Origin of the sequence: Agrobacterium sp. ICMP 6402, assembly GCF_009498615.1 — a bacterium.
GTDB lineage: Bacteria > Pseudomonadota > Alphaproteobacteria > Rhizobiales > Rhizobiaceae > Agrobacterium > Agrobacterium burrii.
The window spans coordinates 79,907-93,911 of record NZ_QSNV01000011.1; the positions used below are offsets into that span (position 1 = coordinate 79,907).

The window sequence follows — 14,005 nt, forward strand, 5'->3', positions numbered from 1 at the left end:
GCATAAATGCCTGCGGACGGCCGGGGCTCTCTGCCCGTGGCGTCCGTATAACTCAGAACGCGCCGCCCGTCAAAGGCGGCGCTGAAATCCGTACCGGGATCAGAAGCGATAGGTGATACCGGCGCCGATCAGCCAGGGATCGAGCTTCGCCTTGCCGCTGATCGGCGTGCCGCCCAGTTCGGCGGTCCAGTCGGTCTTCAGGAAGATCTTCTTCACATCGAAGTTCACGCCCCAATGCTCGTCGAGCATATAGTCGAAACCGACCTGCACGGCAGCACCTAGCTTGTTCTTGACATCGAGATTGCTGAAACCGGGCTGTTCGGACTGGTTGTAGAACAGCGAATAGTTCACGCCGGCACCGATATAGGGCTTGAAGGCGCCGAAATCGGTGAAGTGATATTGCAGCGTCAGCGTTGGCGGCAGCAGCCATGTCTTGCCGACCGGCGTGCCGGCCAGCACACCCTCGCCATTGATCTTGGCATAGGTGGTGCCGAGAATGAGTTCAGCGGCAAAATTCGGCGTGAAGAAATAGGTGATGTCGAGTTCCGGGATCACCGTATCGGAATAGGAGAGGCCGGCACCCGGCACACCGTCGACGCTGCCGCTGTCATTGGTGATGACGCCGAGACCGCGCACGCGCAGCATCCACGGGCTTGCCGCCGCAATCGCCTCTTCGGCGGTGGGCGCCGGTGCTGCCGGGGCCAGATCGGCGGCCATGGCATTGGCCGACACCAGCATTGCCGCAACACTAACCGCGACGCTGGCAAGCAAGGCGGTTCTTTTGTTCCTGTTCGTCATTCCATCTCTCCTTTAGCGCAGCCTGTATCCGTTCGGACATTCCCCAGGGCGCGTCTCACCTTCTCGAACCGGCGCATCGGTGCTTGCCGATGCCACAGCCGTCACCGGGAACCCCGAAAACGGCTGGTGAGGGTGGGCTGCGAATCTGGCGCTGCCACGACCGTCACGGCCACTATGGCGAAGGGCAGGAGACACCGATTGAGATGGATCAAACCGTTGCAGCATTGAGGCGTGCAGACGGCTGACGGGCGAGGATTGTGACAATTACGCAACAGCAGGAGGCGGGAGACCGGCGCAAAATCGCCATGGGACAGCGCACAAAAAAGGCGGGAGATGATCCCCCGCCCCGCTTTTTCAGCAACGGACTTGCGCGTCAGACGTAACGATTGACGACGTTTTCCAGATATTCCTGACGACCGGATTTCGGCTCGGGATTGATATCCTCCCGCTCCACCAGCGCGGTAATCTCGTCGAGCTTCAACTCGCCGCGCAGCATCTTCTGGGCCTCGGGGGAATCCCACTTGGCGTAGCGCTCGTTCAGCGGCTTCGACAGCGCGCCGTCCTCGACCATCTTCGCCGCCGCCTTCAGGCCGCGGGCGCAGCAATCCATACCACCGATATGACCGATCAGCAGGTCCTGCGGATCGAGAGACTGACGACGCAGCTTGGAATCGAAATTGGTGCCGCCATTCTTGAAGCCGCCACCGGCAAGAACGTGGTAATAGGCGAGCGCCATTTCCGGCACGTTGTTGGGGAACTGGTCGGTATCCCAGCCGGACTGGTAATCGTTGCGGTTCATGTCGATGGAACCGAAAATGCCGAAGGCATTGGCCATGGCCAGCTCATGCTCGAAGGAATGGCCGGCAAGGATGGCATGGCCCTGCTCGATATTGACCTTCACTTCCTTTTCCAGCCCGTTTTTCTGCAGGAAGGCATAAACGGTGGCGACGTCATAGTCGTATTGGTGCTTGGTCGGCTCCTGCGGTTTCGGCTCGATCAGGATCGTGCCCTCAAAGCCGATCTTGTATTTATATTCCACTACCAGATTGAGGAATCGGCCCAGCTGGTCGAGTTCACGCGACAGATCGGTGTTGAGCAGGGTCTCGTAACCTTCGCGGCCGCCCCACAGAACGTAGTTCGCGCCGCCGAGCTTCTTGGTGGCATCCATGCAGGTCTTCACCGTGGCGGCGGAGAAAGCGAAGACATCCGGGTCCGGATTGGTTGCCGCACCGGACATGAAACGCCGGTTGGAGAACAGGTTCGCCGTGCCCCACAGGAGCTTCACGCCAGTCTGGGCCTGCTTTTCGGCAAAATAATCAACGATTTCGTTGAGGTTCTTCGTGTTCTCAGCAAAGTTTTTGCCTTCCGGGCGCACATCGGCGTCATGGAAGCAATAAAATGGCGAACCGAGCAGCGAGAAGAATTCGAAAGCCACATCGGCCTTCAGCTTCGCAGCCTGCATGGTGTCTTCGAACCACGGACGCTCAAACGTCTGGCCGCCGAAGGGGTCGCCGCCCGGCCAGGTGAAGGTGTGCCAGTAGGCCACCGCGAAACGCAGGTGGTCTTCCATGCGCTTGCCGGCGACGATTTCATCGGGGTTATAATGGCGGAAGGCCAGTGGGTTGGTGCTGTCGGGGCCTTCATATTTGATTTTGGCGATATCGCCGAAAAAACCTGTGCTCATGGTGGGTCCTCCTGTGGTGGGTTTAGATGGTGTTCTGAAATTTCAGGGTTGGCGTGCGCCGCTCACCCCCCTCTGTCCTGCCGGACATCTCCCCCTCAAGGGGGGAGATCGACTCGTGGTTACGTCTTGTCCTCACGCGAGGTTGAAGATGGAGCGAGAGATCGCGTCCTGCTGATCTCCCCCCTTGAGGGGGAGATGTCCGGCAGGACAGAGGGGGGTGAGCGGCGAACTCGAAGCCTCAATGCGAAAGCGCCCGAATAGCCGGATAAAGCGCGTGATACCGCCGATAAGCCTCCTCATAGGCCCCAGCCAGATCAGCCACCGGCTCAATCGTCCGCGCCGTCTCCGGCTGTGAGCAAACGGCAACCGGGTCGGCCCCGGTCGCAGCAATGAGACCAAGACGGGCAGCACCGAAGGCCGCACCGAAATCACCTTCCGCCGGAATATCCACCGGCACACCGAGCGAGGTAGCGATCGACGCCAGCCAATAGGCCGAACGCGAACCGCCGCCGATGGCGGTAACCCGCGAAATCGAGGTGCCGGCAGATTTCAGCGCTTCGAGGTTGTCGCGGATGGCAAAGGTCACGCCTTCCAGCACACCTTGAGTCAGCGCCTTACGGTCGCTTTCATGCGAAAGACCTATGAAGGAGCCGCGAATGGCCGCGTCATTATGCGGCGTGCGCTCGCCGGAGAGATAAGGCGCGAAGGTAACGCCGGTCGGCGCAAGCAGCGCCTCTCCCAGTTCGCTGGTCAGATCGGCGGCGGATTGCCCGGTGAGGCGCGAATACCAGTTCAGCGCATCGGTGGCGGAGAGGATGACGCCCATCTGGTGCCAGGTGTTGGGCAGCGCATGGCAGAAGGCATGCACGGCGCTTTCCGGCTTCGGCAGATAGGAGGCGTTGGCGGCGAAGAGCACGCCTGATGTGCCGAGCGAGACGAAAGCATGGCCTTCCTTCACCGTGCCCATGCCGCAGGCGGAAGCGGCATTGTCACCCGCGCCACCGGCTACCACGGTGCGGCCGGAAATGCCCCATTCAGCAGCAAGTTCAGAGCGAAGCACGCCCGCCTCATCCGTACCTTCCACCAGCGACGGCATGTGTTTTTCATCAAGGCCGGTGGCGGCGAGAAGTTCGGAAGACCATTTACGTGCACCGGTATCCAGCCACGAGGTGCCGGCGGAGTCGGACATTTCCGAGATATATTCGCCCGTCAGCCACAGACGGAGATAATCCTTCGGCAGCAGCACCTTCGCCACTTTCGCGAAGATTTCAGGCTCGTTCTTCGCCACCCACGCAAGCTTTGGCGCGGTGAAGCCAGGGAAGACGATATTGCCTGTTATCTTGCGGAAACGTGGATCGGCGTCCAGTGCGGCAGCCTCGGCATGGGAACGCGTGTCGTTCCACAGAATGCAGGGGCGCAGCACCTTGCCGGCCGCATCCACAAGCGTCGCGCCGTGCATCTGGCCGGAAAGGCCGATGCCCTTCACCGCGGCAAGCTCCTTCGGGAATTTCTGCTTCAGGCCGGCGACGGCGGTTTTCGCGGCGGCGATCCAGTCGGCCGGATCCTGTTCCGACCAGCCATGATGCGGACGCGAAACCTCCAGCGAACCATTGGCCGAACCGACAATCTTCTGATCGCCATCCATCAGCAGGGCTTTGATGCCTGAAGTGCCAAGATCGAGACCGAGATACATGTATTTCTCCATTCCGGCGCTCCATGCGCCACTTTCAGCGTTTTTTAAAAGTTACCGCATTTCCGGACGGAAAACCGGCGGCCACTTTTCCTGGAAATGCTCTCGTCAGGGCAGATTGTCCCTGAGGAATATGTCGATACGGATACGTTCCTGCGCGGCGATGACCGGCTGGCCATCGGCGCGGGCCTTCAATACGCGCATCGCGCTGCGCACCTCATGACCGGCATCCTGGTTGAGCACGGCGTCGAGCACGCCTTCCCGCAGCGCATTGGCGGTGTTTTCCGTCAGTTCGTGGGCGATGACAGACAGCGGCCTTTCGCCATCCAAAGCTCTGAGCGCCCGGATGAGGCCGCGATTGCCGGCGCCGAGACTGTAGATGCCTGACAGCGCAGCATTGCCGAGCGCTCCGGCGACCAGCGCCTCGACGGTTGCCGGATCATCCTTGCCCTCCAGCACCGGCAGAAGCCGCAATTGCGGAAATTCGGCTTCGATGACGGCGCGAAAACCTTCCAGACGTTCGCGATGGTCGCGCACCAGCATGGAGCCGGCGACAACAGCGATATCGCCGCCACGGCTGGAGAGGAAACGTCCCATCAGGCTCGCCGCCGTGCGTCCCGCCGCGGCATTGTCGACGCCGGCATAGTGGTCGCGGCGCGAGCCGGAAAGATCGGAAACCAGCGTCACCGTGGCGATGCCGTCTTCCGCCAGCCGGTCGGCGGCTTCCGCCACATCTTGCGAATCGGTGGCGACGAAAGCCACACCCGACGGCTTTTCCCGGCGCGCCACTTCCAGGGCTTCTGTCAGCGCCGCGGCATTAAAAGGCGGCACCTCGATGATGCGGATCGCCGTGCGCTCCAGATGGGAGCGGGAGGCGGCAGCCCGCACCTCGGCCCTGAGCGTCGCCATGAAGGAATTGTCGTTGCCCGGCAGGATGAAGACCAGCGAATAATTACGGCCCTTGGCCAGATTGGCGGCGGCGATATCGCGCACATAACCAAGCTCGGCAATCGCCGCCTCCACGCGGGCGCGGGTGGCGGCATGAACGCCCGGACGCATGTTCAGCACCCGGTCGATGGTGGCGAGACTGACGCCCGCGCGCTCGGCAATATCATGAACTGTCGGCTTCATGGCTCCTCCCCTCGCCTTTGAATATCCAGCTTTGGGGTCGAGGTAAACCGAAAAATGATGTACGTACCTCATATTTCGTCGAAAGGCGGTATCGGGTTGAGTGGCTCTTCGCAAAACGGTGCCGCGCATTTCTTCTCCCCGAGGGGGAGAAGGTGGCCCGAAGGGTCGGATGAGGGGGCAAGCTCTCCGAATATCTCTACCCTTGCCCCCTCATCCCGCTGCCGCGGACTTCTCCCCGGCAGGGAGAAGAAATATGCCGCACCCGCTTGCTCCATATTCATCGGGCAGGCAGGCAAAAAAAGGGGCCGTCATTTTCGACGGCCCCAGCTCTGCGGTGGATGGGAGGGGATTTTTTTAGTGCGCCGCGTCTGGCGGCGGCGCTGCCTTGGGTTTCTGGATCAGGATCGTCATGAAGATCAGGCTGCCGAACAAAAGCGTCAGCGCGAAAAACACATCCGCGAAGGCCAATATCCATGCCTGCTGCGAGACCATGCCGACCAGTTTCTTGATCGCGACGGATGCGCCGTCCAGCCCGTAGGAATCATAGTTCGCACCGACATTGTTCAGCCATTCCAGCGCCTGCGGATTGGAGTAGCTGATATGTTCCGCCAGCCGCACATAATGATCGTCGGTGCGCTGCGACAGCATGGTGTTGATGACGGCAAGGCCAACCGCACCGCCAAGGTTACGGGTGAGGTTGAACAGGCCCGACGCATTGCGGATGCGGGCGGGCGGCAGTGTTCCAAGCGCGATGTTGTTGATCGGCACCATGCACATCATCAGGCCAAAACCGCGCAGGATCTGCGGGATCAGCAATTCATAGAAGTCCCAGTCGGTCGTCACATAGGTCATGATCCACGTGCCGCAGCCGAAGCTGATGAAGCCGATGGCCATCATCGCCCGCGGGTCGAGCTTGGTGGAGACCTTGCCGGCGATCGGCGCGGTGAAGAACATGGCAAGGCCGGAGACGAACATGGTCTCGCCGATCATCAGCGCATCATATCCCCTCACCCGACCGAGATAGAGCGGGTAGAGATAGGTCAGCCCGTAAAGCCCGATGCCCATGACGAAGGAAAACAGCGAGCCGATGGAGAAGTTTCGATCGGCGAAGGCGCGGATATCGACGACCGGGAATTCCACCTTGAAGGCGCGCCAGAAGAACACCACCGCGCCGATGACCATGGCGACGGATCCAATGACGATACGTTCGTCGTTGAACCAGTCCTTGTTGTTGCCCTCTTCCAGCACATATTCCAGCGAGCCGAGGAAAACCCCCATGGAGATCAGCCCCCACCAGTCGAACTTCTTCCAGAGCGAGTGTTCCGGCTTGTCGAAATCGATCAGGCTCCAGGTCAGGATGGTGACGATGATGCCGGGAATGATGTTGACGAGGAACAGCCAGTGCCAGGAAAAGGCGTTGGAGAGATAACCGCCGACCGTCGGGCCGATGGTCGGCGCAAGCGTGGCGACCAGACCGATGATCGGCGAGACGACGGAGCGCTTCGACGGCGGGAAGATGGTGAAGGCGGCCGCGAAGACGGAGGGGATCATGCCGCCGCCGATAAAGCCCTGTATCGCGCGATAGACGATCATCTGGTCGATATTGGTGGCGGTGGCGCAGAGCGCGCTCGAAATCGTAAAGCCCGCCGCACAGGTGGCGAAGAGCACGCGCGTGGACAGGATGCGCGCCAGCGTGCCCGACAGCGGAATCATGATGACTTCGGCGATCAGATAGGAGGTCTGCACCCAGGCGATCTCATCTGAGCCCGCACCGAGGCCGGCCTGAATTTCCGCAAGCGAGGCGGAAACGATCTGAATATCGAGAATGGACATGAACATGCCGAAGACCATCGCGAAAAACGCGATGAGCCTGCGCCTGTCCATCGGAGGATCGACGGGGACAGATGCCCCGCCCGTACCGACAACCGTAGCCGCCATGATCTTGCCCTCGACGACGCTTTACTTGGCTTGCGCCGTTTTCGTATTTTCAGGCGCCGTGCGCGTGTCGACATCAACGACGACGCTCAGGCCCGCACGCAGATTGTGCTTTGCAAGATCGTCCTTCGAAAAGACGATACGAACAGGCACGCGCTGGATGACCTTGGTGAAATTGCCCGTGGCGTTTTCCGGCGGCAGCATGGAGAAGACCGAACCGGAGCCGGGCGAGATCGACTGCACCGTGCCTTCGATGGTCGCATCATCGAAGGCATCGACGTGGACGCGAACCTTCGAACCCGGCACCACGCGGGCCAGCTGCGTTTCCTTGAAATTGGCGTCGATATAAAGCTCGTTCATCGGCACCAGCGACGCCAGACGCTTGCCGACCGAGACGAGATCGCCGGTCTGCACCGCCAGATTGCCAATGACGCCGTCATAAGGCGCTTTCAGCACGGTGAAGGACAGGTCGCGGGCGGCCTTGTCACGGGAGAGCTGCAGCGAGCGGATGGTGCTCTCGGCTTCCTCGCGCTGGGCGCGCAGAAGTTCGACATTGGCTTTTGCCGAGGAGATGGCCGCATCGCCGGCCACAACGTTCGCCTTGGCCTGATCGAGCGCGACCTGGGCGCTGTCGGAAGCGGCAACGGTGCCGACATCCTTTGCCTGCAACTCGGTGGCGCGCTTCTGGGTGATTTCGGCACCGCGAAGGGCGGCATCCAGCGCACCCTTCTGGGCAACGGCCTGTTCCTGCGAGGCTTCGCCGCCGATGATCTGCGCATCGATGCGCTTCAGCGACAGTTCCTCGGTGCGGATCTGCGCCTCGGCCTGATCGAGCGCGATGCGGTAGTCGCCATCGTCGAGTGTCACAAGCGGATCGCCCGCCTTGACTTCCTGGTTTTCGACCACATTGACCTTGGCGATGTAACCCGACACCTTGGGCGCGATGACGGCGATGTCACCTTCTATATAGGCATCATCAGTCGAGACCATGAAACGGCCATCGATCCACCAGTTGTAACCGTACCAGCCGGCACCGGCGAGAGCAGCGATGGCGATGACAGGAAGAAGCTTCGAACGCTTCTTCTGCTTCGGTGCGGCGGTTACCTGGGGCGGCTGTTGCGGTGGGGCGTCTGCCGGCTTTGCCGGAGAGGTCTCGGCCTTGGCGGAGATGTCCGCCTCTTCCGCATCGTTGACGGCGCGAACCGCGCTATTCTTCTGGGCCGACATGAGAGTATACCGTGATAATTGAAGAAAAATTTTCGAACTGAACCGTTCGGTTCGATTGACATAATCTCTTTCCTGACACATATCAAGTGCTATCGAACCGATTGGTTCGACGTCTGGTTAATTTTTTTACGCCATTGTGGTACTAGGAGGCGGGAGCGATGGCAGGGGAAGACATGGATACGGAACTGGAGTTGGAAACGTGCTGCGCGGGGAATGCGGCGGGTCGGTTTGCGGCAGGGGAAGACCCGGCCAAACGCGAACAAATTCTCGCGGGAGCCTGGCGCGTGTTCAAACGCAAGGGTTTCGACGCCGCCAGCATGAACGACATCACTCGGGAAGCGGGTGTCTCCAAGGGGACCATCTACGTCTATTTTTCCAACAAGGAAGATTTGTTCGTTGCGCTTGTCGACCATCACCGCAACGAATTTGCCATCTCCATGCGCCATATTCTTGAGGGCACCGAAGAGGTGCGCGAGGGGCTGGAACAATTCGGCAAGGCCTTTGCCAACAAGATGATCTGTTCCGACATGATCCCCGCCATGCGTTCGGTGATCGGCGTTCTCGACCGCATGCCGAAGCTGGCGCAGCGCTTTTTCCTCTCCGCGCCCAACAATGTGCGCACGGTGCTTCTGGATTTCATCGAACATCAGGTCGAAATCGGCCATCTGAAGGTGGATGACCCCGAACTGGCTGCCCGGCAATATATCGAACTCGCCACCGGCACCTTCTTCAAACTGCGCCTGTTTGGGGAACTGGACGGCCCGGTGCCGGAAGAAGAACTGGACCGGGTGATCGCCAGCGCCATCAACGTATTCATGGCGGCTTACGGAACCGACAAGGCCTGAGTTCATTCAGCAACGAGGTGAGCGGACCGGCAACGGCACGGCGCCAATGCGCCTTTTGCGTGAAATTTCGGTGAAATCCGGCTCATCACAGCCATTAGCCGCTTGTTTCTCGCGTCATGCGCTATAAATCTCATCCACCGAATGTTCGGGTGGCCTTGTTGCTGAAAGGAAAATTTGCCTGATGGAGTCCGTTCTCCCGCTTCTGTCCGATCCCGCCGCCTGGGTGGCGCTCGTTACGCTGATCGTCATGGAGGTCGTGCTCGGTATCGACAACCTGATCTTCATCTCGATCCTGACCAACAAGCTTCCCCCCGAACAGCGCGAAAAAGCCCGCAAGATCGGCATCGGCCTTGCGCTCGTCATGCGCCTCGGCCTGCTTGGCACCGTCGCCTGGATTGTGCAGCTCACCACGCCGGTGTTTGAAGTCTTTGGCCATCCCTTCTCGTGGAAGGACATGATCCTGATCGCCGGTGGTCTCTTCCTGATGTGGAAAGCCACCAAGGAAATTCACCACAGCGTCGACCCCGAAGATCACAAGGAAGACATGGTTGGCGGCCCTGTGGCGATGAATTTCGGCGCGGCCATCGGCCAGATCCTGCTGCTCGACCTCGTCTTCTCGGTGGACAGCATCATCACCGCCGTCGGCATGACGCCGCATCTGCCGATCATGATCGTCGCCGTCGTCTTCGCCGTCGCCGTGATGCTTCTGGCCGCGACCCCGCTTGCCAACTTCATCGAGCGCAACCCCACCGTCGTCATGCTGGCGCTCGCCTTCCTGATGATGATCGGCACGACGCTGATCGCCGAAGGCATGGGCTTCCATGTTCCCAAGGGTTACGTCTATGCCGCCATGGCGTTTTCAGCGCTGGTGGAAGTGCTCAACATGTTTGCGCGCAACGCCAGGCAGCGCAAGAAGGCAGCTTCCGCTGCAGCGGGCACCAGACATTGATGTTGCCGTAACTGTCACACCGTTGATCGAGGCCCGCCGCAAGGCGGGCCTTTTTCATGGACTGGCTCTTCCCCGGAACCGTATGACCCGGGCTTGCGTTTCAATGCATCCCCGCCGAATGAGGCGGAGACAGCGCATTTCTCTCCTTCGAAAGCATGAGCAAGCATGACGACCGACCAGATCCTCGCCTTCACCGTGATCGCCGGCATGATGGTCGCGTTCATCTGGGACAGGTTCCGTTACGACGTCATCGCCTGCAGCGCTTTACTGGCGGCGGTGGCGGTTGGCGTCGTGCCGTTCAACAAGGCTTTCTCCGGTTTTTCCGACGATATCGTCATCATTGTCGCAAGTGCGCTGATCGTCAGTTCGGCCGTGGCCCGTTCGGGCGTCGTCGATATGACGATCAAGAAATATTTCCCGGAAATGCATTCCAAGAGCCTGCAACTGGCCTTTCTGATGGTCGTCGTCGCCATCATGTCGGCCTTCATCAAGAATATCGGCGCGCTCGCCATCATGATGCCGGTCGCTTTCCAGTTCGCCCGCAAATCCGGCAGCCCGGTCTCCTATTACCTGATGCCGATGGCCTTTGCCGCGCTTCTGGGCGGGCTGATGACGCAGATCGGTACCTCGCCCAACATCGTCGTTTCGAGGCTGCGCGAGGAAATGACCGGGCAGAGTTTTTCGATGTTCGATTTCACCCCCGTTGGCGCCGGGCTGACGGTGATCGGCATCATCTTCCTGACCTTTGGTTACCGGCTGCTGCCAGTGCGCAACCGTCAGCAGGCATCGGTGGAAGATGCTCTCGACCAGGCGGCCTATACGGCGGAGGCAACGCTGCCGGCCGACAGCACCTTTGCCGACAGGCCGCTGCGCGAACTTTTGAAACAGGCCGATGGCGATGTGATCGCCAGCACAATCCTGCGCGGACCGAGGCGCATCGCCCCCTTCCCCGACGTCAAGCTGAAGGCCGGCGACACCGTTCTGCTCGAAGGCAGCCCGGAGGGGCTGGACCGTATCGTCTCGCAGGCGAAGTTGCTGCTATCAGGCAAACCGCTGATGGAAAACGGCCAGAAATCTGCCGATCTCATCTCCATGGAAGCGGTGATCAGCAATGAATCGGTGCTAACAGGCATTTCCGCGCGCGAGCTTTCGCTGTCCTATACGCGCGGCGTCAATCTGATAGCGGTCAGCCGCCGTGGCCAGCGGGTCAGCCAGCGGCTCTCCGACCTGACCTTGCAGGCGGGTGACGTCATTCTGTTGCAGGGAAGCCGCAAGAACCTGCCGCAGGTGTTGCAGGAATTCTCCCTGCTGCCCCTGGCGCAGCGGGAAATTCTGCTTGGTGTACAGCGCCGCGCGCTTTTGCCGGTCATCGTGCTTGCTGGCGCCATGCTTGCCGCCGGCAGCGGGCTGGTGCCGGTCTCCGTCGCCTTTTTCGCCGCCGCCTTCCTGATGATCGTCGTCGGCGCGATCCCGCTTGCCGAAGTCTATAAATCGATCGACGGGCCAATCCTCGTCATGCTCGCCGCCCTCATTCCCGTCAGCGATAGCCTTCGCACCAGCGGCGCCAGCGAATTGATCGCCGCCTGGCTCGGCCATGCGGCGCAGGGCTTGCCGCCGTTTGCCGCACTCGGCATGATCCTCTTGACCGCCATGGCGGTGACGCCCTTCCTCAATAATGCCGCCACCGTGCTGGTCATGGCCCCCATCGCCGCCGGTTTCGCCACCACGCTCGGCTTCCGGCCGGAGGCTTTTCTGATGGCGGTGGCGATCGGCGCCGGCTGCGATTTCCTCACCCCCATCGGCCACCAATGCAATACGCTGGTCATGGGTCCGGGCGGTTACCGTTTCAGCGATTATCCGCGACTTGGCCTGCCGCTGTCGATCATGATCGTCATTGCCAGCATTCCGATGCTGCTTTACGTCTGGCCAGTCAACTAGGCGCGGCTCGCCTCGGGGAAGATGGCACAAGCTCCTTATTTCCTTGACGCCTGCGGCATAATATGGCCTAAGCCGATGCCGAACGGGAATGTGCAAAAGGCGCTTTATTTGTGCCTTTCGACATGATTTCCTGCCGCATCCAAACGAAAACTTCGTGATATACGGGTGAAGCCACCCATGTCACTGACCCGTCACGACGAGTGAATTTCATGACCACTTCCGGCGTTCGCGTCCGCATCGCACCTTCCCCCACCGGCGAGCCGCATGTTGGCACCGCCTATATCGCCCTGTTCAACTATCTCTTCGCCCAGAAACATGGCGGCGAGTTCATCCTGCGTATCGAGGATACCGACGCTACCCGCTCGACCCTCGAATATGAGCAGAAGGTTCTGGAAGCACTCCGCTGGACCGGCCTCACCTGGTCGGAAGGCCCCGATGTCGGCGGCCCTTACGGTCCCTACCGCCAGTCCGAGCGCAAGCCGATGTACTGGCCTTATGCCGAAGAGCTGCTGGAGAAGGGCCACGCCTTCCGCTGTTTCTGCACGCCGCAGCGGCTGGAAGAAATGCGCGAGGCGCAGCGCGCTAGCGGCAAGCCGCCGAAATATGACGGCCATTGCCTTACCCTCAAGGCCGAAGAAGTCACCGCCCGCGTCGCCGCCGGCGAGGCCAATGTCGTGCGCATGAAAATCCCGACCGAAGGGTCGTGCGATTTCCATGACGGCGTTTACGGCGATGTGTCGATCCCGTGGGACTCGGTCGACATGCAGGTGCTGGTCAAGGCAGACGGCATGCCGACCTATCATATGGCCAACGTCATCGACGACCATCTGATGAAGATCACCCATGTGGCGCGCGGCGAGGAATGGCTGGCATCTGTGCCGAAGCACATTCTGCTTTACCGTTATTTCGGCTGGGACCAGCCGACGTTCATGCATCTCTCCTTGATGCGCAACGCCGACAAGTCGAAGCTTTCCAAGCGCAAGAACCCGACGTCGATTTCCTATTATTCCGCGCTCGGCTATCTGCCGGAAGCGCTGATGAACTTCCTTGGCCTGTTCTTCATCCAGATCGGCGATGGCGAAGAACTGCTGACCATGGAAGAGCTGGCGGCGAAGTTCGACCCGGAAGCGCTGTCCAAGGCCGGCGCCATCTTCGATATCCAGAAGCTGGACTGGCTGAACGGCCGCTGGCTGCGCGAAAAGCTCACCCCGGAAGAATTCATTGCCCGCACGCTGGACTGGGCGATGGAAAATTCGCGCCTGACAGAAGGCCTGAAGCTTTCCCAGAGCCGCATTTCCAAGCTCGGCGAATTACCGAACCTTGCCGGCTTCCTGGTTTCGAGCGATGTCGGCCTGACGCCTGCCTCATTTGCGGGCCTGAAAAGCAAACCGGAGGAAATCCACGAGATCCTCACCACGGTTGCCGCCGACCTTGAAAAAATGCCTGACTGGACCGTGGAAGCCATCGAGGCCGAGTTGCGCGATGTTGCCGAACGCACGGGCAAGAAGCTGCGCGTGGTGACACCGCCGCTCTTCGTCGCCGTCTCCGGCTCCTCGCGCTCGCTGCCGCTGTTTGACAGTATGGCGCTGCTTGGTCGCTCCGTGGTGCGCCAGCGCCTGAAGGTGGCGATTGCCGTTGTGGCGACGCTGGTTGGCAGTGGAAATTAACATTTAAAATGCTGGCGGTGACGGCAGCATCCTAGAATACCCCCCTCTGCCCTGCCGGGCATCTCCCCCACAAGGGGGGAGATAAGATGCCGCACTCGCTCGTTCCACGAGCAAGGTGCCAGCCGCTTGTCGATCTCCCCC

At 60.5% G+C, this 14,005-nt stretch carries 10 protein-coding genes; 4 read left to right on the forward strand and 6 right to left on the reverse strand.

What is annotated here, in order from left to right; all coding sequences use genetic code 11:
* Window positions 1-99: 99 nt before the first annotated feature.
* The 6 genes from DXT96_RS22845 to DXT96_RS22870 all read right to left on the reverse strand — a co-directional run bounded on the left by DXT96_RS22845 (window position 100) and on the right by DXT96_RS22870 (window position 8,465).
* A complete protein-coding gene (locus DXT96_RS22845; RefSeq protein WP_149899094.1) occupies window positions 100-798 on the reverse strand; it encodes an OmpW family protein in 699 nt (232 codons plus the stop codon).
* A 373-nt stretch (window positions 799-1,171) separates the two neighbouring features.
* Window positions 1,172-2,482: a xylose isomerase gene (gene xylA / locus DXT96_RS22850; RefSeq protein ID WP_153516602.1), complete on the reverse strand. Its 1,311-nt coding sequence runs from the start codon at window positions 2,480-2,482 to the stop codon at window positions 1,172-1,174.
* A 238-nt stretch (window positions 2,483-2,720) separates the two neighbouring features.
* On the reverse strand, window positions 2,721-4,175 hold the full coding sequence (gene xylB / locus DXT96_RS22855; RefSeq protein WP_153516671.1) for a xylulokinase: 1,455 nt from the start codon (window positions 4,173-4,175) through the stop codon (window positions 2,721-2,723).
* A 105-nt stretch (window positions 4,176-4,280) separates the two neighbouring features.
* Entirely contained in the window at window positions 4,281-5,303 is a 1,023-nt protein-coding gene (locus DXT96_RS22860) for a LacI family DNA-binding transcriptional regulator (protein ID WP_153516603.1), read from the reverse strand.
* A gap of 354 nt (window positions 5,304-5,657) precedes the next feature.
* Window positions 5,658-7,241, reverse strand: a complete 1,584-nt coding sequence (locus DXT96_RS22865; protein ID WP_149899097.1) for a DHA2 family efflux MFS transporter permease subunit — start codon at window positions 7,239-7,241, stop codon at window positions 5,658-5,660.
* Between the two features lie 21 nt (window positions 7,242-7,262).
* Window positions 7,263-8,465 (reverse strand): HlyD family secretion protein, encoded by a 1,203-nt coding sequence (locus DXT96_RS22870; protein WP_194287715.1) that lies wholly within the window; start codon window positions 8,463-8,465, stop codon window positions 7,263-7,265.
* Between the two features lie 158 nt (window positions 8,466-8,623).
* Between DXT96_RS22870 and DXT96_RS22875 the strand changes: the two genes are divergently transcribed.
* The 4 genes from DXT96_RS22875 (at window position 8,624) to gltX (ending at window position 13,864) form a co-directional block, all read left to right on the forward strand.
* Complete coding sequence (locus DXT96_RS22875) at window positions 8,624-9,310, forward strand: TetR/AcrR family transcriptional regulator (RefSeq protein WP_153516605.1); 687 nt, start codon at window positions 8,624-8,626, stop codon at window positions 9,308-9,310.
* Window positions 9,311-9,491: 181 nt separating this feature from the next.
* The gene (locus tag DXT96_RS22880) at window positions 9,492-10,259 is read left to right on the forward strand and encodes a TerC family protein (RefSeq protein WP_153516606.1); all 768 of its coding nucleotides are present in this window, start codon (window positions 9,492-9,494) and stop codon (window positions 10,257-10,259) included.
* 165 nt (window positions 10,260-10,424) lie between these two features.
* Window positions 10,425-12,197: an SLC13 family permease gene (locus tag DXT96_RS22885; RefSeq protein ID WP_153516607.1), complete on the forward strand. Its 1,773-nt coding sequence runs from the start codon at window positions 10,425-10,427 to the stop codon at window positions 12,195-12,197.
* 209 nt (window positions 12,198-12,406) lie between these two features.
* Complete coding sequence (gltX, locus tag DXT96_RS22890) at window positions 12,407-13,864, forward strand: glutamate--tRNA ligase (RefSeq protein WP_153516608.1); 1,458 nt, start codon at window positions 12,407-12,409, stop codon at window positions 13,862-13,864.
* Window positions 13,865-14,005 lie beyond the last annotated feature (141 nt).

Bases quoted from the DNA above. Each gene is read 5' to 3' on its own strand.
- DXT96_RS22845 (WP_149899094.1), bottom strand. From the start codon at position 798: ATGACGAACAGGAACAAAAGAACCGCCTTGCTTGCCAGCGTCGCGGTT.
- xylA (WP_153516602.1), bottom strand. From the start codon at position 2,482: ATGAGCACAGGTTTTTTCGGCGATATCGCCAAAATCAAATATGAAGGC.
- xylB (WP_153516671.1), bottom strand. From the start codon at position 4,175: ATGTATCTCGGTCTCGATCTTGGCACTTCAGGCATCAAAGCCCTGCTG.
- DXT96_RS22860 (WP_153516603.1), bottom strand. From the start codon at position 5,303: ATGAAGCCGACAGTTCATGATATTGCCGAGCGCGCGGGCGTCAGTCTC.
- DXT96_RS22865 (WP_149899097.1), bottom strand. From the start codon at position 7,241: ATGGCGGCTACGGTTGTCGGTACGGGCGGGGCATCTGTCCCCGTCGAT.
- DXT96_RS22870 (WP_194287715.1), bottom strand. From the start codon at position 8,465: ATGTCGGCCCAGAAGAATAGCGCGGTTCGCGCCGTCAACGATGCGGAA.
- DXT96_RS22875 (WP_153516605.1), top strand. From the start codon at position 8,624: ATGGCAGGGGAAGACATGGATACGGAACTGGAGTTGGAAACGTGCTGC.
- DXT96_RS22880 (WP_153516606.1), top strand. From the start codon at position 9,492: ATGGAGTCCGTTCTCCCGCTTCTGTCCGATCCCGCCGCCTGGGTGGCG.
- DXT96_RS22885 (WP_153516607.1), top strand. From the start codon at position 10,425: ATGACGACCGACCAGATCCTCGCCTTCACCGTGATCGCCGGCATGATG.
- gltX (WP_153516608.1), top strand. From the start codon at position 12,407: ATGACCACTTCCGGCGTTCGCGTCCGCATCGCACCTTCCCCCACCGGC.